Genomic DNA, 19833 nt, shown 5'->3' with positions numbered 1-19833 from the left:
GTATAATTTTAAGAGTTTTTCTTAATACGGATTAGGTAGGGGGTGTTCCTGGTATCTATGAAGAAGTTTAGACTGGATAGGTATATTTCCTCCTCTAGCGAGTTTAGTAGGAGTGAAGTTAGGAATCTTATAAGAAAGGGAAAGGTTCTAGTTAACGGAAGGGAAATACGAGATCCCTCTTTTAAGGTTCAGGAAGATGACGAAGTTTCTTTAGATGGGGTTATTATAGGTCCGCCTCAAATGGTGTATATTGCTATGTTTAAGCCAGCGGGATTTCTCAGTGTTACTCTTGGTAACGAGGGTTCCGTTCTTGAAATTTTGAAGCACCCTCTTAGGAAGAGGTTATCTATAGCAGGAAGACTCGATAAGGATGTGGAGGGACTTTTGCTTTTGTCTAACGATGGTCAGTTTATTCATCGTGTTATAAGCCCTAGGAATAAGGTGGAAAAGGAATATCACGTTTGGGTAGAGGGAAGCCTTCCCGAAAATGCGGAAGAGTTGGTCGAGAAGGGGTTGATATTAAGAGATGGAACTTCTTGCAGACCTGGAAGGCTAATTAGGGTGTCTAGTGATCTTATTTCTCTTACCATTTGTGAGGGGATGTTTCACCAAGTTAAAAATATGTGCTATGCTCTCGGGGTTAACCCTGTTAAAATTAGAAGGATTAGAATAGGGCCGGTTTTTTTAGATGGCCTTAGGGAGGGTGATTGGAGGGAGCTAACTTCTGAAGAAGTTGAGATTCTTAAAAGATAAAAATTTCATTATTACTATGATATAATTCTTTTAGAAGTCAAAGAGGAGGTGGATCTGTGTGGCTAACCTTACAGAGGATATGAAGAAGTATTATGATCAGTTTGTTGATATGTTTAAGAAGATTCAGCAGGTGGATCCGAACTACGCTAAGGCTTTTATGGGGCTTGTTAAGGAGTCAGAAAAGGAGGGGGCTCTTTCAACAAAAGTTAAGGAACTTATATCTGTGGCTTTAGCTGTTGCAGCTCGTTGCCAATTTTGTATAGCTATACATGTTAAAAACGCCATAGAGGCAGGCGCAACGAAACAAGAGATATTAGAATCTGCTTTCGTTGCTGGTCTTATGGGTGGAGGGCCAGCTTTCACTTATATCAAATATGTTTTCGATGCTTGCGAACAATTTGGAGCTAAATAAGGAAAATCTTTGCTAGCGGTAGTATTTGTAGGGAATTCAAAAAGGTTTCCAAATAAGCATTTTGTGGAAGTAAAACCGGGTTTTCGGTTGATAGATCTTATTTTAGATTCTCTGAGAAGTGCAGGTCTTGATATCTTGGTTTTTAGCAAAGTCAATTTTAATTGTTCTTTTCCTATCCTTGAGGATAAGAAAGAGTGGATAATACCTTCTTTTATATATCTCTTTGAAGAGCTCTCTAAAATGGGAATAAGGGAGTTTCTTGCTGTTGCTGGTGATATGCCTCTTATTTCTCGGGAGAGTGTGAATTTTCTTCTAGGCAGTTCTTCTGAAGATTTTTTTGCATTGGTTCCTCGATGGCATAATGGATGGGTAGAGCCCCTATTTGCTTTATATAGGATTGAGTTTTTAGAACTTTTAAAGGAGTCTTTTAGAAGTGGCATAAGGAGCCTTCAAGCGGTTATAAGGAGGTCCCATTTTGTGAAATTTATTAATGCAGAAGACTTTCCTCCATATACTTTTTTAAATGTTAACTATGTAGAAGATCTTTATAGGTTAAAAGAGGTGATTAGCTATTTTGCTTTCTTACGAGAAGGTGATGTTAGCTCACAGGTCTTATAGGGCTAAGCTCGCAATTTTGCTTAGAAAGAGGTATATTCAAGATCAACCTTTGAGATGGGGGTATATAGATGTCGATGAATGAGAAGAAAATTGCATGGGGGATAACTGGAGCAGGGGCCTTTCTAAAAGAATGTATAGAGATGATCCTTTCTTTTCCTAAAAATAAGGTTGATATCTTTATATCTAAAGCAGGTGAGGAAGTTTTAAAAATGTATAGATTTTGGGATTGTCTCAAGGAAAATAATCTTATTCTTGATAGAACTTCAAGCTCTCCTTCATGTGGTTTGTTTTATAGGGGTGTCTATTCGCTTTTGGTTATAGCTCCTGCTACTTCTAATACAGTGGCAAAAATGGCGTATGGGATAGCCGATACGCTTATAACTAATATATTTGCTCAATCTGGAAAAGCAGGAGTTCCGTCTGTAGTATTACCTACTGATGTTGATGAGGGGCTTATTTCTCTTTCACCTTCTGGTAAAGAGATAGTTCTTAAAAGACGTAACGTTGATGAAGAAAACATACTGAGACTAAGATGTATGGAAAACGTTATAGTGGTTAATTCTGTGAGAGAACTTAGGAGGGAAATAAACAGGTTAAAGCTATGAAGATAGTTATAGCTACTACAAATGAGGGGAAGTTTAAGGAGATAAAGGCGTTTCTTGAAAGGGAAATAAACGAAGAAATAGAAATTCTTTCTCTTAGCGATTTTAGTGAAGTTCCTGAGGTGAAGGAAAGTGCCAAGACGATAAGGGGAAACGCTCTTCTTAAAGGTAAAGTCTACTCTCGTTTTTTAAGTCTCCCCGTTATTGTTGAGGATAGCGCTTTAGAGGTAGATGCCTTAAATGGCGCTCCAGGCGTGTACTCTTCGCGCTATGGTAGGGATGATCAGGAAAGGATAAGCAAGCTTCTTAAGGCTCTTGAGGGGGTCCCTTTTGAAGATAGAACTGCTAGGTTTAGATGTGTTATGGTTTTAGCTCTTCCTACGGGGGAGAGGTTTGTTTCTCAAGGAAAGGTAGAGGGAACCATTACAACCTTTCCTAGAGGTAGTTCTGGTTTCGGTTATGATCCCATATTTTTTTATACTCCTTTAGGTAAGACCTTTGCTGAGTTGTCTAGGGAGGAAAAGCTTGCTGTAAGTCATAGGGGAAAGGCTTTAAGAGGCATACTTAAATTTGTGAAGTTTCTTCATCTTGGAGAGATATTGAGGGGTTTCAATAAAGTTGCTGTCGCTTTGTCAGGAGGGATTGATAGCTCTTTTCTGGCTTTTTCTGCAAAGAGGTTTTGTGATGAGGTTTATGCTCTCTTTGCAGATACTCCCTTCCTAACTGAAGAAGCGAGAATTAGGGTAAGAAAGCATGCTGAGCTTTTGGGAGTAAAGCTTGTTAGTTTAAAACTTAATTTGCTTTCCTTAAGCGAGCTATCTAATAACTCTGCGTTAAGGTGTTATTACTGTAAAAAAGCGATGTATGAGCTTTTCTTGGATTGGGCAAAGGATAAAAATTTGATAGTTTTAGATGGAACGAACTTTTCTGACCTTAGTGAGGATAGGCCTGGATTGAAGGCTCTTGAGGAGCTTAAAGTAGTTTCTCCGTTAAAGTTAGCTAAGCTAACTAAGGAAGAGATAAGGGAACTTTCTAAGTACTTTAAGTTGCCTTTTTGGAATCAACCTCCTGGAACTTGTCTTGCAACTAGGTTTTACAGGGGTTTGGCGATAGATTCTAAAATTTTAAGGAAAGTAGAGGAAGCTGAAGCCTATCTTAAACTCTTAGGCTTTAAGGTAGTTAGGGTTAGGGTAGATCAACCAGATATTTGTAGGGTTGAGTTCGGTAAAGATGAAATAAAAAGGGCTTTAAATCCCGATTTATATGTGGATTTAGTTAAAGAATTCAAAAGGATAGGCTTTAATAGAGTCTCCGTAGATCTTGAGGGGTATAAAGCGTGAGGATTTTGCAGTATAATCTCTTTGAGAGGAGGTGAAACCATGGATCTAAATGCTCTTTATAAGTTAAGCTATGGTATGTATGTTGTTTGTTCTTTTAAAGGAAACAAGTTGAATGGACAAATAGCCAATACGTTATTTCAGGTTACAAACGAGCCGCCTATGCTTGCGGTTAGTCTTAATAAAATTAACCTTACATGTGATTTTGTTAGGGAATCTAAGGTTTTTTCTGCTTCTGTACTTTCTAAAGAAACTCCGCTTAAATTTATAGGACATTTCGGTTTTAAGTCTGGTAGGAATATTGATAAATTTTCGAGTGTTAATTTTAAATACACTGTAGGTAAGAGTGGAGCTCCTATAGTGTTAGAAAACTCTTTAGCATTTGTAGAAGTTTGTGTTGAAAAGGAAATTGATATGGGGAGTCATATTCTTTTCATAGGAAAGCTATTGGAGGCAGAGATCATTAAAGAGGGAGAGCCAATGACTTATGACTATTATCATGAGGTTAAAAGAGGCGGTATTCCTAAAACTGCTCCTCACTATATCGAAAGGGAGATTAAGAAAGTAAATAAATATAGATGCTTAATCTGTAATTATGTTTATGATCCCCGCTTAGGGGATCCAGATTCAGGTGTGAAACCTGGAACGCCTTTCGAGGATCTTCCAGAGGATTGGTTTTGCCCAATTTGTGGAGCAGGTAAAGATCAGTTTATTAAAGAGTCATGAAAGTGAAAGCATATTGTTTTTAGGAAATAAAGTAGTTTTAAAATATTAAGATGTGAAGGAGGCGTTAAAAGGGTGTATCTTGTTCCTAAGGGCGGTATTAAATTGCCTATTTTTAAGGTCATATTTCCCCTTTCTACCGCTGTTGATCTTGTGAGCCCGGCTGTCTTTAATCATCATATAAGGGTCGCTTACTCAGCTTACGAGATAGCTAAGGTTATGGGTTTGCCCTATCAAGATAGAGAAGCAATATTTTTGGCGGGAGCTTTGCATGACATAGGGGCCTTATCCGTTAAGGAGAGGCTTGAGGCCTTGAAGTTTGAGTCAATTTATAGTCCTGGAATTTATCACCATGCTAAAAATGGTTTTAAATTATTGAAGCTGTTTGAACCTTTCTACCATATAGCTAGGATAGTTAAGTTTCATCACCACAGCTGGGATTATGGCCAAAATCAGGAAAGCGAAGGTGATAGAATTCCTTTAGAAAGTCACATAATCCACTTGGCTGACAGAATTGATACCTTATTTCACTCTGATGGGGATGTTCTTCAGCAGGCTAAAAGTATAAGAGAAAGGATTAAAGATTTACGGGGAAAGGTTTTTCATCCAGAGGCTGTGGATGCTTTTATGGAACTTTCTTATAAAGAGTATTTTTGGTTTGATCTTTCGTCAAAGCATCTAAATAATACCATTTATAGTTACATTGGCGTTTCATCTATATTTCTTGATGATAAAACTTTAAACGATCTTGCGAAGCTCTTTTCTCATATAATAGACTTTAGAAGTAGATTTACAGCTACGCATTCAGCAGGAGTAGCTGCTGTTGCAGAAAAACTTGCTGAGCTTTATAAGTTCTCTATATTGGAGAAAAATTTGATTAGGGTTGCAGGTTATCTTCACGATATTGGTAAACTGGCTGTTCCTTTGAGCATTCTTGAAGTTCCAAGAAAACTTACAGAGGAGGAGTATAATTTAATTAAAAAACACCCCTTTTACACTTATAGAATTTTAGAAAGCATAGAGGGATTTGAACTAATAAATGCATGGGGAGCTCTACATCATGAAAAAATTGATGGTAGTGGATATCCTTTTCATATTAAGAAGGAAAACATTCCTTTGGGTTCTATAATAATGATCTTTGCAGATATATATACTGCTTTGACCGAAGATCGCCCTTACAGAGAATCGATGGATCCTATTTCAGCATTAAATATAATGGAAGAGATGGTTTTAGAGGGGAAACTTTGTTCTGATACCTTTGAGGTTCTTAAACTTAACTTAGAAGAGATAGATGAGCATAGAAGAATAATGCAAAAAGAAGCTTCTTATATATACGAGAGCTTTTGGAGTGGAGAATGACGAAGCAGGAGTATATTTTAATATCGATAGTTATACTTCAAATCGTTATGTTAGCGGTCTTTCTTATGATTAAAAAAGAAGATAAAGTAGCTGAGCTTGAGAAGGCTTTTTATAGGCTTTGGCGTGATACGGGGTTTGAAAGAGCTATAGGGGAAATAGGCGTTCATTTAAAACAGCTTCAGGAAATATCTAAGTTTTTTGAAAGGGCTCTACGAGTTCCTCAGGAGAGGGGATCCCTAGGAGAGATCGCTTTAGAGGGGATTCTATCTGATCAGCTTCCACCAGATATGTTTGGAATAAGAGAAAGGATTTTTGCTGGTAAAATACCGGATGCCTATATTAAATCTACTGAGGGAATCATATGCATTGACTCAAAATTCCCACTTGATAATTATATCAGGATGAAGGAAGTAACTGATCTAAGGGATAAAGAGGAATATAAGAGAAGGTTCTTGAACGATGTTAAAATGCATTTAAGTAAGATAGAAAAAGACTATATTAATCCGGAGTTTGGAACGGCTCCTTATGCTTTTGTTTATATTCCTTCGGAGTCAATATATTGGTTCTTGATTAATGAGGCCTTTGATCTTCTTAGGGAATTTATAAAAAAGGGAGTTCATGTTGTTTCTCCTCTGACACTATCGCATAAAGTTGAACTAATAAAGGCGGGTGTTCAAGCAAGAAGACTTTCAGAAAGGGCGGAGAAAATAAAAGAGGAACTAGAAGCACTCGCTGATAGCTTTAAAAGGCTTGATGAGAAATGGAGGATATTTTATGATACTCATCTCAGAAATCTATGGAATAAGGCCGGAGAGATAGATATATCTTATAGGGAACTAAGGGATAGGTTGGATAGATTAAGCAAGGGTTTATAAAGAATCAGAAAGTATTTCTCTAAGGTTGCAGAGCTCTCCCTCGCTTCCAATAATGTAAATTATATCTCCCTCTTTAAGAGAGGTTTTAGGGTTTGGCAAGAAGATATCTCCGTTTCTTTCTATGGCTATTACGGTACAGCCTGTTTTCTTTCTCAGGTCTATTTCTTCAAGGCTCTTTCCTATAAGCGGGGTTTTCAGTAACTCTATCTTTCTAATAATTAAGCTTTCCTTTTTGCTTGCTATTTCTATAAAGTCTGCTAGTTCAGGGTTTTGTATGGCAATGCTCACCTTTCTCGCTATATCTTCATATGGTGAAAGTATTAAATCTACTCCAGCTCTTTTCAGCTTGCTTTTCCCAGAGGGATTTCTTAAGACGGCTATGGTATGGATTTTAGGGTTTAGATCTTTAGCTATTATAATAGTAAAGGCGTTTGAGGAATCCTTATCAGTACACGCTATAAGGGTTTTAGCTTTGTTTACACCGGCCATTTCAAGCACTTCTTCTTCAGTGGAGTCTCCATGGATTGCGATTAAGCCAAGCTCTCTCGCTATAGTTATCTTATTGATGTCGTTATCTACTATTACAAGGTTTTCTTTAGGAAGCTTTTTTGCTATCTCGTGTCCTGTTCTCCCAAAACCGCACACTATGCAATGGTTTTCCATCCTTTTTAACAGATTTCTCCACCTCTCTTCTCTTCTTTCTATAACTATGGGAATGATTGTATTAAGGGTGTAAAAGAAAACTCCTATTCCGAGAAACATAAGTATCATGGAGAAAACCTTTCCAGCTATAGATAGCTCTCCAACCTCTTTATATCCTGTAGTTGTTATAGTTATAACTGTCATGTATAGTGAGTCGAATAGTGTCCATCCTTCTATAAGTGTGTAACCTAGAGTACCACCTGTTATGATAGCTCCCAAGATCACTAGGAGTCCATACATTGGGCTTTTAACTTTGCCAGTCATAGCTCAATTTTATACTAAAGGATAGTATTTGTATAGATTTCCTCTTGGGAAAGATGTTAGATTGTCTGAGCTCAACAATATATTGACTAAGTATAGTTGCCATGATAGAATATAGAGCGGCGGGGCGTGGCGCAGTTTGGTTAGCGCACCTGCTTTGGGAGCAGGGGGCCGAAGGTTCGAATCCTTTCGCCCCGACCATTTTCTTTAAGTGGGCGGGAATAGCTCAGGTGGCTAGAGCATCGGCCTTCCAAGCCGAGGGTCGCGGGTTCGAATCCCGTTTCCCGCTCCAGAAAGAAAGGTGCGCCTGTAGCTCAACAGGATAGAGCAACGGACTTCTAATCCGTAGGCTGGGAGTTCGAGTCTCCCCAGGCGCGCCATATTTGATAAATTTTTTTTATGGTGAACGTAGCTCAAGTGGTTAGAGCACCAGGCTGTGGACCTGGGGGTTGGGGGTTCGAGTCCCCTCGTTCACCCCATCTTCTAAATTAGGTGGGTGGGTCGTTAGCTCTAACAGGATAGAGCACCTGACTCTTAATCAGGGGGTTGCAGGTTCGAGTCCTGCACGACCCACCATATTGACTTTTATTATTCCTTTCTGATAGATTTTGCGAGAGTGGCGGAACTTGGCAGACGCGCTGGACTTAGGATCCAGTGGCGAAAAGCCGTGCGGGTTCAAATCCCGCCTCTCGCACCAGTAAGAGAGTATTTTTTAGGTTTAAGAGAAAGGATGCTTCTTTTTAAGAAGCATCCTTTTAATATTTAATTTTATCTGAGGAGGGAAAATTATGAAAGCTGAAATATTGGGTAAGGAAAAGCATCATGCACGTGTAAAGATTGAAATTCCGGCTGAAGCGTTCTCTCAAGCTGTAGATAGAGCTTTTAAAAAGCTTGTTAGGAATGCTGATATTCCTGGTTTTAGAAAAGGTATGGTTCCAAGGAAAGTTTTTGAAGCTGTTTATGGTAAAAAGGTTATTTATGACGAGGCTATTCAAGATTTAGCTCCACATGCTTACGAAGAGGCCTTAAAAGAGCTTGGACTTAATCCCATAGCAAGGCCTCGTTTATCATTCAATCAGATTGAGGAAGGGAAATCTCTTATCTTTACTGTTGATCTTGTTTTAAAACCAGAGGTTAAGCTGGGTAATTATGATGATATAGATGTCCAAGAAGAGAAGGTAGAAGTTACCGAAGATATGGTGAATAGAATTTTGAGGGATTATCAGGAACGCTTTGCTAACTTTGAGAAAGTAAAAGATAGAAAGGCAAAGGTAGGGGATATACTTCATGTGGAGTTAAAAGATAAGGAAAGCGGGGAGTGGAAAAAAGTTCAAATTTTTATAAGCGAGGAAATCAAGGACGCTCTTGAAGGATCAGATGTTGGTGATGAGAGGGAACTTGAAATTAAAGGAGATAGGTTTACAATAAGAATATTGGATATAATGGAGAGGAAGCTACCAGAGCTTGATGATTCCTTTGCGTCCTCCTTGGGTTTTGGAAGCTTGGAGGAGTTTAAAGATGCCGTAAGAAAGGCGCTTGAGGAAGAACTTAAAAGAAAAGCTGAGAACAACTTTAGGGAAAGGGTTTTAGATAAATTAGTAGAGCTGTCTCAGTTGGAAGTTCCTGAGGAGGCCCTTGTTGAGGAAATGGAGTATCTTAAGGAGAAAGATGCGGAAAGATCTAAGGAATATGGTATGACTTTGGAAGAGTTTTTAAAGAGAATAGGAATAACAGAGGATAAGATTAACGAATATTATAGAGAGCGTGCTGAGAGGAGATTAAAAAGGGAGTTCGTTCTTGATGCGGTCGCTGAAAAGGAGGGAATATTTATAACTGATGGAGAATTAGAAGAAGAACTTCGAAGAATAGCTAGCGAAAATAATGTTCCTTATGAGAAGGTGAAAGCTTTTTGGGGAGATAAAGAGAGAGTGGAGATTCTCAGGAGTGATATAATAAGAAGGAAAGCTATTAATAGAATCATAGAGTATATCAAGGGAAGAGGTGAAAAAAGGGGAAATGTTGATCCCAGTAGTGATAGAGCAGACTCATAGGGGAGAAAGAGCTTATGATATTTACTCTCGGTTATTAAAGGACAGGATTATATTTATTGGAGAACCTATAGATGATAACGTGGCAAATATAGTCGTTGCTCAACTTCTATTTCTTGAAGCGGAAGATCCCAAAAAGGATATATATGTGTATATAAATAGTCCTGGCGGACTTGTTACAGCTGGACTTGCCATATACGATACTATGCAGTATATAAAGGCTGACATATGTACTATATGTATAGGGCAAGCAGCGAGTATGGCAGCTGTTCTTTTGGCTGCTGGAACGAAAGGAAAGCGTTATGCATTACCTCATGCGCGTATTATGCTTCATCAGCCCCTTGGTGGAGCTCAAGGACAAGCAACAGACATAAATATACAGGCTAAAGAGATAATGAGACTCAGAGCATTAATAAATGAGATATTAGTTAAGCATACGGGTCAAAGTCTCGAGAGAATAGAGAGGGATACTGATAGGGATTTCTACATGACTTCAGAAGATGCTAAAGAATACGGCATAATAGATGAAGTGATAACAAGAAGGAAGTGATTAAATGATAACTTTTAAAGGGGATAGTGAGAAAAACAAAAAGAAGCTTGTTTGCTCCTTTTGTGGCAGGAGCCAAGCGGAGGTTAAAAGGATAATAGTGGGTCCTGGTGTTAGTATATGTAACGAATGTGTTGAGCTTTGCAAGCAGATCCTTGATGCGGAGATGGAAGACGACAGGCCAGTAGCCATAAGATCTTCTTTGCCTAAGCCTGCGGAGATAAAGAAGTTCCTAGATGATTATGTTGTGGGACAGGAAAAGGCAAAAAAGATTCTTTCTGTTGCAGTTTATAATCATTACAAGAGAATATATTGTGGTGAACAAGTTAGCATGAACATAGAAAAAAGCAATATTCTTTTAATAGGACCAACAGGCTGTGGGAAAACCTTGCTTGCTCAAACTTTAGCTAAGATGCTCAATGTTCCCTTTGCTATAGCTGATGCTACAACGTTGACGGAAGCTGGATATGTTGGTGAAGATGTAGAGGATATTCTTCTTAGGTTGCTTCAAGCAGCGGATTTTGATGTTAAGAGAGCGGAGAAAGGAATAGTATATATAGATGAGATAGATAAGATAGCTAGGAAAGGGGATAGTCCTTCTATAACGAGGGATGTTTCAGGGGAAGGTGTTCAACAAGCTCTACTTAAAATTCTTGAAGGGACTGTGGCTCATGTTCCTCCAAGAGGAGGGAGGAAACATCCTTATCAAGAGTTTATACCAGTTAATACTACTAATATACTTTTTATATGTGGTGGAGCTTTTGAGGGTCTTACGGAGATAATAGGAAGGAGAATCGGTAAGAAGAGCTTAGGCTTTGGCAGAGATATTGTAAAGGAAGAAGAAACAGATATAGGTAGAATTCTTGAGAGGGTTATGCCTGAGGATCTTCTTAAGTTTGGTATGATACCTGAATTCGTAGGAAGGTTACCTATAATTGCTACCTTGCATCCTTTAGATGAGGAAGCATTGGTTAGGATTCTCACTGAGCCTAAAAATGCCATTGTTAAACAGTACAAGAAGATATTTGAACTTGATGGTGTGGATCTCGAGTTCGAAGAGGATGCCTTAAGAAGTATTGCAAAAAAGGCGTTAGAGCTTAAAACAGGGGCTCGCGGTTTAAGGGCTATAATTGAGGATATTCTATTGGATGTGATGTTTGAAGTTCCTTCTTCGGAAAACGTTAGGAAGTGCATTATAACTAAAGAAACTGTAGAGAAGAAAGCCTCTCCTTTGATATTGGAAGGTCCTCCAAAGAGAAAGAGTGTAGAGGTGAGCGATACCCTTATAAGGTTAGCTTAGGAGGGATAAAGATTGATGGATGGTTTTTTGCCACAAGTAAAGATGCAAGAGATTTTGCCTCTTCTTGCTGTAAGAGACGTTATAGTTTTTCCAAATATAGTTGTTCCACTTTTTGTGGGAAGGCCTAAATCTTTAAGGGCTCTTGAGGTTGCTATGCTTGGTAACAGGTTAATAGTTATAGTAGCACAGAAAGATCCGAAAGTTGAGGAACCTAAACCGTCGGATCTTTACAGTATAGGGACGCTTTGTCACATTCATCAGATGGTTAAGCTTCCTGATAACACCGTTAAGGTTCTTGTTGAGGGTAAGGAGAGGGTTAGAATAGATAATATCTTAAGGACCGATGATTTCTTTGAGGCGAGAGTAACTCCTATATCTTTAGAGGTTCCTTACTCTCCTAATGTAGAGGCTCTTTTAAGAAATGTGATTTCCGAATTTGAAAAATATGTTAAGCTTCATCCTAAGGTTCCGCCTGAGATAATGATTACCATTATGAGTATGAGCGATGCTGGTAGGATAGCTGACATTATTGCTGCTAACATGCATATTAAGCTTCAAGAGAAGCAGCAGATACTAGAAGCGATTCTTCCAGAAGATAGGCTTAAGAAGCTTTTATCCCTTCTTGTTAGAGAGGTTGAGGTTCTTGAGCTTGAAAAGAAGATACATGAGGAAGTTAGAAAGCAGATGGAGCAAACTCAAAAGGAATATTACTTAAGAGAACAGCTAAAGGCTATTCAGAAAGAGCTTGGTAGAACCGATGAGTTTGCTGAAGAGATAGAGGAATATGCTAAGAAGATAAAAGAGGCAAAAATGCCTTCGCAGGTTGAGGAAAAGGCTATGCAGGAGCTTAAACGTCTCGAGAAAATGCCTCCTATGACAGCTGAGGCGACAGTCGTCAGAACGTATCTTGATTGGTTGGTATCCCTTCCTTGGGCTAAACGAACTAAGGATAAGCTTGATATAAATAGAGCTGCTAAAATACTTGATGAAGACCATTATGGCCTCGAAAAGGTAAAAGAGAGAATCTTGGAGTACTTAGCTGTTAGAAAGCTCTCTAAAAAAATGAGGGGGCAGATCTTATGCTTTGTTGGACCCCCAGGAGTTGGAAAAACGTCTTTAGCGCGTTCTATAGCTAGAGCCTTAAATAGAAAGTTTGTTAGAATTTCTCTTGGCGGTGTTAGGGACGAAGCTGAAATAAGAGGGCATAGGAGAACCTATGTAGGAGCTCTTCCGGGAAGAATCATACAGAAGATAAGGCAAGCAGGTACTAAAAATCCTGTGTTTCTCCTTGATGAGGTTGACAAGATAGGTGTGGATTTTAGAGGAGATCCAGCTGCTGCTTTACTTGAGGTATTGGATCCTGAGCAGAATCACTCTTTCAGTGATCACTTCCTTGAGGTTCCCTTTGATCTTTCAGAGGTCATGTTTATAACAACGGCTAATGTTACTTATACTATTCCGAGGCCTCTTTTAGACAGGATGGAGGTTGTTCATATACCTGGCTATACGGAAGAAGAAAAGATAATGATAGCCTTAAAGCACCTTATACCGAAGCAGCTTGAAAGGCATGGTTTAAGCGAAGACAAGGTTAAGATTACCGAGCAAGCTATTCAAAAGATCATAAGAGAGTATACAAGGGAGGCAGGCGTTAGAAACTTAGAAAGAGAGATAGCTTCAATTTGTAGAAAGATAGCAAGGAAGATAGTTGAGAGCAAGGATAAATCTGAAAAAGAATATAAAGTTACTGCTCAAAACTTGCATCTATATATCGGTCCTCCTAAGTTTAGATATGGAGTTGCTGAGGAAAAGGACGAGGTAGGAATAGCTACAGGGCTCGCTTGGACTGAAGTAGGTGGGGAAATACTTTTGGTTGAGGCTGTGACGATGAAAGGTAAGGGTAAGTTGACGCTTACCGGTAATCTTGGAGATGTAATGCAAGAGTCGGCACAGGCAGCCGTTAGCTATATAAGGAGTCATGCTAAAGAGTTTAGTATAAGGGATGATTTTTATAGGAACCTGGATATTCACATTCATGTTCCTGAGGGAGCTATTCCTAAGGATGGGCCTTCTGCAGGTGTAGCGATGCTTACTGCCTTGGTTTCTGTTTTGACAGGTTATCCTGTAAGAAAGGATGTAGCTATGACTGGTGAAATAACTTTAAGGGGTAAGGTGCTACCCGTTGGAGGAATAAAGGAAAAGGTCTTGGCAGCGCACAGGGCTGGTATAAACGTGGTTATACTTCCAAAGGATAATGAGAAAGATACCTTGGAAATTGCTCCAGATATAAGAAAGAAGATTCGCTTCTGCTTCGTTGAAAAAATGAACGAGGTTTTAGATATAGCTCTTATTAAAAATGAGAGAAGAGAGGAAGCTCTTGGTCAGTGCCTATCTGCCTGAAGATATTCCTTCAGACTTTGGTCTTCCTGAAGTAGCGATAGCTGGGAGATCAAACGTTGGAAAATCTTCTTTTATAAATGTTCTTCTTGGACAGAGGTTGGCGAAGGTTAGCTCTACACCGGGTAAGACTCGCTCTATTAATTTCTATCTGATAGATAACAGGTTTATTCTTGTAGACTTGCCTGGATATGGATATGCTAAGGTTCCATTAGAGGAAAGAAAGCGATGGGCTAAACTCGTTGAGGCATATGTTAGAGGAAGGGAAGCCCTAAAGTTATTCCTTCAGATCATAGATATAAGACACATTCCTATGGATAGCGATTTAAGGCTATATGAGTGGATAGGAAGCCTAGGATACAAGGTAGCTTTTATTTTTACTAAAGTAGATAAGCTTTCTAAATCGGAGGTTATGGAACAGCTAAAATTTGCTAAAAGGTTTTTCCCTGTAGAAGAGGAAAACTATGTTTTATTTTCTGCTTTAACTGGTGAAGGCAAGAAAGAAGCATGGATTCTTATAAATAGATTGCTTTTTGGGAAGGGAGGAGAGTAATAGAATGCATTTAGATCTCCCGAAGGCTTATGATTCCTCTAGAGTGGAAGAAAAGTGGTATGCCTATTGGATAGAAAGGGGCTATTTTCACAGTGTAGTGGATTTTTCAAAGAAGAAGTTTTCAGTAGTGATTCCTCCTCCAAATGTTACGGGTTCTCTTCATATGGGACATGCCTTAAATAATACCATTCAAGATATATTTGTTCGTTGGAAAAGGATGCAGGGCTTTAATACAATGTGGCTTCCTGGGACGGATCATGCTGGTATAGCTACACAGAACGTTGTGGAAAGGGCGCTTGCCAAAGAGGGTTTAAAGAAAGAAGATTTAGGTAGGGAGAAGTTTCTTGAAAGGGTTTGGGAATGGAAGGAGAAATATGGTGGCACGATAATTCATCAATTAAAGCGGCTAGGAGCTTCCTGTGACTGGGATAGGGAGAGGTTTACCTTAGATGAAGGGTTATCAAGGGCTGTAAGGGAAGTTTTTGTTAGGCTTTTTAGAGAGGGGCTTGTCTATAGGGGAAGTTATATAATAAATTGGTGTCCTCGTTGTGAAACCGCTCTCTCGGATATAGAGGTTGAGCATGAGGAAATTAAAGGGAATTTGTGGTATGTTAAATATCCTATAGTGGGAGAACCTGGTAATTATATAACTGTTGCGACAACCCGTCCAGAGACAATTCTTGGAGATGTAGCTGTGGCTGTTCATCCTGATGATGAAAGGTACAAGAGTTTTATTGGTAAGGAGGTTAGGATACCTCTAACGAATAGAATTGGTCCTATAATTGCTGATAACATGGTGAATCCCTCTTTTGGAACCGGTGCTGTTAAAATTACGCCTGCTCATGATCCCAACGACTTTCTCGTAGCTCAGAGGCATTCTTTAAGCTTTATAAAGGTAATTAGTCCTGATGGGAGAATGACAGAAGAGGCTGGAGAAAGATATAAAGGGCTTGATAGGTTTGAGTGTAGGAAAAGGGCTGTTGAAGATTTAAAGAGAGAAGGGCTCCTTGAGAAAGTGGAAGAATATTCTCATGCTGTTGGACATTGCTATAGATGTAAGACCGTGGTTGAGCCCTACCTTTCCGAGCAGTGGTTTGTTAAGATGAAGCCCTTAGCTGAACCAGCTATACGGGCTGTTCAGGAGGGCAGAGTTAGGTTTATTCCTGAAACTTGGAAAAAAGTTTACTATGAATGGATGGAGAACATAAAGGACTGGTGTATATCACGTCAGCTTTGGTGGGGGCATAGAATTCCTGTTTGGTACTGCCAAAGTTGCGGTCACATGAACGCCTTTGTTGATCCTCCAGAGAGGTGTGAAAGGTGCGATTCTAAAGATCTTGTACAGGATCCTGACGTTTTAGATACATGGTTTAGTTCAGCTTTATGGCCTTTCTCTACTTTAGGTTGGCCAGAGAAAACCTTAGATTTAAGATACTATTATCCTACTGACCTTCTCGTTACAGGTTTTGACATAATCTTTTTCTGGGTAGCAAGAATGATAATGATGGGGTTAAAGTTTATGGGGGACGTTCCTTTTTACGATGTATATATACATGCGTTAGTTAGAGATGAGGAAGGCAAAAAGATGTCCAAATCCTTTGGAAATGTTATAGATCCGCTTGATATGATAGAAAAGTATGGAGCTGATGCCTTAAGATTTACTTTAGCTTCTCTTGCTGTTCAGGGTAGGGATATAAGGCTTTCTGAAAGCAAGATAGAATCCTCTAAGAACTTCGCTAACAAGATATGGAACGCTTTAAGGTTTATATTAATGAACATAAAGGACTTCGAGCCACAGGCTCTTTTTGAGGAAAGATTGGTCTTGGATCTTCCAGATAAGTGGATTTTGAGCCGTACCCAGAAAATCATAAGGGAAGTGACAGACTTGCTCAGCGGTTACTATGTTGGTGAATCTGCTAAAGCTCTCTACGAGTTTATATGGGGGGAGTTTTGCGATTGGTATGTGGAGATATCAAAAGCCACATTATACAATGATTCTGAAAGTAAGCTTAGAAAAGATAGTGTTAAATACATTTTATGGAAGGTTTCATCGGTAATATTAAGGCTTCTTCATCCTTACATGCCCTTTATAACTGAGGAGCTATGGCAGTATCTTCCTGGTGTAAAGGAGAGCATCGTAGTTTCTTCTTGGCCGATTCCTGAGGATAATTTTATAGATGAGGATGCGGAGAATAAGATGAGATATATAATGGATACTATACGTCTTATAAGGAACTTGAGAGCCGAGATGGAAATAAAGCCTGGAGATAAGGTTAAGATCATAATAAAACCTCGCGATTTGGAATATGAGAACCTTGTAAGAGAATATGAGAAGTATATTATTCGATTGGCTTCGCTATCGGAGCTTCGTATAGCTCAAGATTATGAGCGTCCAAAGGGTTGTGCTGTGGGAGTTATAGATAAAGCAGAAATCTTTATGCCTCTTGGGGAGCTTATAGATGTAGATAAAGAGATGGCGAGATTAAAGCTTAAGCTTGGAGAAGTGATGGAGGAAATAAATAGGATTGAAATGAAGCTTTCCAATAGGGATTTTGTGGAAAGGGCTCCTCACAGCGTTGTGGAAAAGGAAAGGGCAAAACTTGAGGAGTTTCAAGATATAAAAAGGAGGATAGAAAGACACATTGAACAGCTTGCTTAATTATGAATCCTTTCTTAAAGAGCTAAGCTCGCTTAGACCACCTGGAGAGATTCGATTGGGACTTGATAGGGTAGAAGAGCTTCTTGATAGATGTGGGAATCCTCATCGTAATTTAAGGAGCATAGTCGTAGCTGGTACAAACGGTAAAGGATCAGTGGTAGCCATGCTCTCTAACATTCTTAAAATTGCAGGTTATAAAGTTGGGTCTTACATTTCCCCTCATCTTTGTGATATAAGAGAAAGGATAATGATAGATGGCTACTGGATAGATAAAGATGCCTTTCTCAGGATAGGTCAGAAGATCTTAGCGATTGCGAAGAGTATGAGTGATATACCTACTTTTTATGAGATAATCACTGCTATAGCTTTTTCTTACTTTAATGAGTCAAAGGTGGATGTTGCGGTGCTTGAGATAGGGTTAGGAGGCAGGCTTGATGCAGTTAATGTGGTCCACCCCTTAGAATCTGTTATTACTACTATTGACTTTGATCATGAAAATTACTTGGGAAATACCATTGCTTCGATAGCGAGAGAAAAGGCAGGGATAATAAAAGAGGGCGTTACCGTTATATTCGGAGAGGAAAAGGAAGAAGCTGTAAATGTGGTAGAAGAGGTCTCTCTTGCGAAGAGAGCGAAGCTCTATAGGAAGGGAAGAGACTTTGATTTCGAGATAAAAAGGTTCTCTCTTGAAGAATCTCTTATGGACTTCAAAGATAGTTTTAACTTCCTTCCAGACATTAAACTTGGCCTTAAAGGTATATATCAGTTTTTGAACTCGAGCGTAGCTATAGAATCCGCTATTTTACTTAATAGCCTAGGTATTAGTGTCAGTGAAAAAAGCATCAGAGATGGAATAAGAAGTGCAAGATGGCGTGGAAGATTTGATGTTTTTAATTATGCTGATAAGGTTGTTATTTTAGATGGAGCTCACAATCCTCATGGAATGAATGCTTTGGTTTCCTCTTTAGAACTCCTTTTTAAGGGGAAAAGCGTGTGTTTTGTTTTCGGTGCCATGAGAGATAAAAACTACCTCAAGATGCTGAAAGAGCTCTCTAGGATAGCGAGTAAGGTTATCTTTACAAGCGTTGGTATAGGAAGGGCCTTAAGCGTAAAGGAGCTATTAAGCGCTTCCCAGTCTTTGGAGGAGATGAGTAAGATTCCAATTTTTGGAGTAGAGTCTCCATTGCAAGCCTTTAATGAGGCATTAAACTCTAAAGAAGAAGTTATCTGCCTTTGTGGCTCTCTTTATCTTATAGGTAGCATTTTGGAGGGAAATCTTGAGATTAGGGGACTTAATAGCGCTTTTCAGAAATAGCTTTTGGTATGAGCCACTGCGCTCCTGTTTGAGAAAAAACGGAAAGGCTTATATAGTTGGTGGAGCTATAAGAGAAGCTCTAATGGGTAAGCTTTCTAGCGATATAGATGTGGTTTTTTGCTCTTACTCTATTCCCTTAAGTTTCGCCTCAGAGATAGGCGGTAAAGTCGTAGTACTAGGTAAGGAGAGGAAGACTTTTAAGGTTCTTAAATATCCTTTTACATTTGACTTCACACCGCTTAACGGTCACACTTTAATCGGTGATCTTTTAAGTAGAGACTTCACTATTAACTCCATAGCTTTGAATTTAGAAAGTGAGAGGATTTTTGACCCATTGGATGGGCTTAGAGATATAGAGGAAGGCGTGATAAAAGTGGCTTCTCCTCACGCTTTTGATTATGACTCCTTAAGATTGCTGCGGGCTTTCAGATTTAGGTCCTCTTTAGGATTTAAGATTCATGAGGGAACTAGAAGGATAGTTAAAAGAAAGATATTGAATTTTTCTCCCTGGAAAGCTTCCCCAAGGGAAAGGATTGCGGAAGAGTGGAAAAAGCTGCTTCTCGGCGACTACTTTTACCTAGCCGTTAAAGATATGTTAGATCTGGGTTATCTTGAAAGGTTTTTCTTAGCTTTTAAGCTTATGAGAGGTATGCCGCAGGGAGATTATCACCATCTTGATGTTCTTAATCACTCGATTAAAACGCTTGAGGCTATGGAGGATCTTCTTTGCGCCCCTCCCTCATGGATAGATAGAAGCTATCTTGAGTCAAAGGTTGGATTCTTTAGGAGAAGGGATCTTCTTAGGATTGCTGCACTACTTCATGATGTAGGAAAGCCTTTTTGTTTCAGGGTAAAAGATGGAGAGGTAATGTTTAAGGGGCATCAGTTTATAGGATCCAAGATAGCAAGGGGATACTCTCGAGCGCTTCTTTTGGGCAGTAGAGAGATAGATTACATATCCAAGCTAGTCTATAATCATATGATGCCCTTATTTTTCTTGAAAAGAGAAGGGGCTGGTAGACCTTGGGAGAGGTCGCTTCTTTCTTGGCTTATGAAAGTAGGAGAGGATGCATTAAGCTTACTTCTCCTCTCTATTGCTGATTTAAGAGCTACGAGGGGTAAAAAGGTTTCTGATGAGGAAAGAAGATCGCTTTTTGAAATAGGAGAAAGGATCAGGTATTACCTTGACGATGTACTCAGGGTTAAACCTCTCCTAAGTGGAAAGGATATAATGGCTGTAACTGGCTTGAGGGAGGGTAAGGAGATAGGGATTATAAAGGATAGGATAGTTTATCTTCAAAGGATGGGAAAGCTTAAAACTAAGGATGAGGCTTTGAGAAGGATTTTGGGGATAATATAAATGGGTGCCGGACAA

At 39.2% G+C, this 19833-nt stretch carries 17 protein-coding genes and 6 tRNA genes; 22 read left to right on the top strand and 1 reads right to left on the bottom strand.

Translation table 11 applies throughout. The features are described 5' to 3' along the window. Positions 1 to 57 precede the first annotated feature (57 nt). From NZ900_07415 to NZ900_07380, 8 genes are all read left to right on the top strand, one after another. Positions 58 to 753: a pseudouridine synthase gene (locus NZ900_07415; protein ID MCS7233911.1), complete on the top strand. Its 696-nt coding sequence runs from the start codon at positions 58 to 60 to the stop codon at positions 751 to 753. Between the two features lie 58 nt (positions 754 to 811). After that, a complete protein-coding gene (locus tag NZ900_07410) occupies positions 812 to 1165 on the top strand; it encodes a carboxymuconolactone decarboxylase family protein (protein ID MCS7233910.1) in 354 nt (117 codons plus the stop codon). A gap of 9 nt (positions 1166 to 1174) precedes the next feature. Then, the gene (locus NZ900_07405) at positions 1175 to 1783 is read left to right on the top strand and encodes a molybdenum cofactor guanylyltransferase (protein MCS7233909.1); all 609 of its coding nucleotides are present in this window, start codon (positions 1175 to 1177) and stop codon (positions 1781 to 1783) included. A gap of 68 nt (positions 1784 to 1851) precedes the next feature. Beyond that, positions 1852 to 2388 (top strand): flavoprotein, encoded by a 537-nt coding sequence (locus NZ900_07400; protein MCS7233908.1) that lies wholly within the window; start codon positions 1852 to 1854, stop codon positions 2386 to 2388. Further along, on the top strand, positions 2385 to 3725 hold the full coding sequence (gene larE, locus NZ900_07395) for an ATP-dependent sacrificial sulfur transferase LarE (GenBank protein MCS7233907.1): 1341 nt from the start codon (positions 2385 to 2387) through the stop codon (positions 3723 to 3725). Before NZ900_07400 ends, larE begins: the two co-directional genes overlap by 4 nt. 39 nt (positions 3726 to 3764) lie before the next feature. Further along, positions 3765 to 4448 (top strand): rubredoxin, encoded by a 684-nt coding sequence (locus tag NZ900_07390; protein MCS7233906.1) that lies wholly within the window; start codon positions 3765 to 3767, stop codon positions 4446 to 4448. A gap of 72 nt (positions 4449 to 4520) precedes the next feature. Beyond that, positions 4521 to 5804: an HD domain-containing protein gene (locus NZ900_07385; protein ID MCS7233905.1), complete on the top strand. Its 1284-nt coding sequence runs from the start codon at positions 4521 to 4523 to the stop codon at positions 5802 to 5804. Further along, positions 5801 to 6679, top strand: coding sequence for a DNA recombination protein RmuC (locus tag NZ900_07380; GenBank protein MCS7233904.1), 879 nt, complete (start codon positions 5801 to 5803; stop codon positions 6677 to 6679). The genes NZ900_07385 and NZ900_07380 overlap by 4 nt, the downstream gene beginning before the upstream one ends. Here the strand turns inward: NZ900_07380 and NZ900_07375 are convergent. Beyond that, positions 6674 to 7645 (bottom strand): potassium channel protein, encoded by a 972-nt coding sequence (locus NZ900_07375; protein ID MCS7233903.1) that lies wholly within the window; start codon positions 7643 to 7645, stop codon positions 6674 to 6676. The genes NZ900_07380 and NZ900_07375 overlap by 6 nt on opposite strands. 120 nt (positions 7646 to 7765) lie before the next feature. Here NZ900_07375 and NZ900_07370 point away from each other — a divergent pair. The 14 genes from NZ900_07370 to NZ900_07305 all read left to right on the top strand — a co-directional run bounded on the left by NZ900_07370 (position 7766) and on the right by NZ900_07305 (position 19818). Further along, positions 7766 to 7843 (top strand) — tRNA-Pro (locus NZ900_07370). A gap of 14 nt (positions 7844 to 7857) precedes the next feature. Then, a tRNA-Gly gene (locus NZ900_07365) sits at positions 7858 to 7934 on the top strand. An 11-nt stretch (positions 7935 to 7945) separates the two neighbouring features. Then, positions 7946 to 8022 (top strand) — tRNA-Arg (locus tag NZ900_07360). Between the two features lie 22 nt (positions 8023 to 8044). Then, a tRNA-His gene (locus NZ900_07355) sits at positions 8045 to 8121 on the top strand. A gap of 19 nt (positions 8122 to 8140) precedes the next feature. Continuing rightward, positions 8141 to 8218: transfer RNA gene (locus NZ900_07350), tRNA-Lys, on the top strand. 34 nt (positions 8219 to 8252) lie between these two features. After that, positions 8253 to 8339: transfer RNA gene (locus tag NZ900_07345), tRNA-Leu, on the top strand. Between the two features lie 91 nt (positions 8340 to 8430). Beyond that, entirely contained in the window at positions 8431 to 9693 is a 1263-nt protein-coding gene (gene tig / locus NZ900_07340) for a trigger factor (protein MCS7233902.1), read from the top strand. Next, on the top strand, positions 9659 to 10240 hold the full coding sequence (clpP, locus tag NZ900_07335) for an ATP-dependent Clp endopeptidase proteolytic subunit ClpP (protein ID MCS7233901.1): 582 nt from the start codon (positions 9659 to 9661) through the stop codon (positions 10238 to 10240). The genes tig and clpP overlap by 35 nt, the downstream gene beginning before the upstream one ends. Before the next feature lie 4 nt (positions 10241 to 10244). Continuing rightward, complete coding sequence (gene clpX, locus NZ900_07330) at positions 10245 to 11537, top strand: ATP-dependent Clp protease ATP-binding subunit ClpX (GenBank protein ID MCS7233900.1); 1293 nt, start codon at positions 10245 to 10247, stop codon at positions 11535 to 11537. A 15-nt stretch (positions 11538 to 11552) separates the two neighbouring features. Then, positions 11553 to 13934 (top strand): endopeptidase La, encoded by a 2382-nt coding sequence (lon, locus tag NZ900_07325; protein MCS7233899.1) that lies wholly within the window; start codon positions 11553 to 11555, stop codon positions 13932 to 13934. Next, entirely contained in the window at positions 13912 to 14484 is a 573-nt protein-coding gene (gene yihA / locus NZ900_07320; protein ID MCS7233898.1) for a ribosome biogenesis GTP-binding protein YihA/YsxC, read from the top strand. The genes lon and yihA overlap by 23 nt, the downstream gene beginning before the upstream one ends. Positions 14485 to 14488: 4 nt before the next feature. Next, positions 14489 to 17143: a valine--tRNA ligase gene (locus NZ900_07315; protein MCS7233897.1), complete on the top strand. Its 2655-nt coding sequence runs from the start codon at positions 14489 to 14491 to the stop codon at positions 17141 to 17143. Beyond that, positions 17127 to 18458: a bifunctional folylpolyglutamate synthase/dihydrofolate synthase gene (locus NZ900_07310; protein ID MCS7233896.1), complete on the top strand. Its 1332-nt coding sequence runs from the start codon at positions 17127 to 17129 to the stop codon at positions 18456 to 18458. The genes NZ900_07315 and NZ900_07310 overlap by 17 nt, the downstream gene beginning before the upstream one ends. Then, positions 18421 to 19818: an HD domain-containing protein gene (locus NZ900_07305; GenBank protein MCS7233895.1), complete on the top strand. Its 1398-nt coding sequence runs from the start codon at positions 18421 to 18423 to the stop codon at positions 19816 to 19818. Before NZ900_07310 ends, NZ900_07305 begins: the two co-directional genes overlap by 38 nt. The last annotated feature ends 15 nt before the right edge of the window (positions 19819 to 19833 follow it).

Source organism: Synergistota bacterium (genome assembly GCA_025060595.1).
Classification (GTDB): domain Bacteria; phylum Synergistota; class GBS-1; order GBS-1; family GBS-1; genus 42-11.
The sequence above is the reverse complement of the archived record's forward strand: the minus strand, read 5'-3'. Positions and strand labels throughout refer to the sequence as shown.

What these genes read in the sequence shown, in the direction of transcription:
- NZ900_07415 (MCS7233911.1), top strand. Translation starts at nt 58, where the DNA reads ATGAAGAAGTTTAGACTGGATAGGTATATTTCCTCCTCTAGCGAGTTT.
- NZ900_07400 (MCS7233908.1), top strand. Translation starts at nt 1,852, where the DNA reads ATGTCGATGAATGAGAAGAAAATTGCATGGGGGATAACTGGAGCAGGG.
- larE (MCS7233907.1), top strand. Translation starts at nt 2,385, where the DNA reads ATGAAGATAGTTATAGCTACTACAAATGAGGGGAAGTTTAAGGAGATA.
- NZ900_07390 (MCS7233906.1), top strand. Translation starts at nt 3,765, where the DNA reads ATGGATCTAAATGCTCTTTATAAGTTAAGCTATGGTATGTATGTTGTT.
- NZ900_07380 (MCS7233904.1), top strand. Translation starts at nt 5,801, where the DNA reads ATGACGAAGCAGGAGTATATTTTAATATCGATAGTTATACTTCAAATC.
- NZ900_07375 (MCS7233903.1), bottom strand. Translation starts at nt 7,645, where the DNA reads ATGACTGGCAAAGTTAAAAGCCCAATGTATGGACTCCTAGTGATCTTG.
- tig (MCS7233902.1), top strand. Translation starts at nt 8,431, where the DNA reads ATGAAAGCTGAAATATTGGGTAAGGAAAAGCATCATGCACGTGTAAAG.
- clpP (MCS7233901.1), top strand. Translation starts at nt 9,659, where the DNA reads ATGTTGATCCCAGTAGTGATAGAGCAGACTCATAGGGGAGAAAGAGCT.
- clpX (MCS7233900.1), top strand. Translation starts at nt 10,245, where the DNA reads ATGATAACTTTTAAAGGGGATAGTGAGAAAAACAAAAAGAAGCTTGTT.
- lon (MCS7233899.1), top strand. Translation starts at nt 11,553, where the DNA reads ATGGATGGTTTTTTGCCACAAGTAAAGATGCAAGAGATTTTGCCTCTT.
- NZ900_07315 (MCS7233897.1), top strand. Translation starts at nt 14,489, where the DNA reads ATGCATTTAGATCTCCCGAAGGCTTATGATTCCTCTAGAGTGGAAGAA.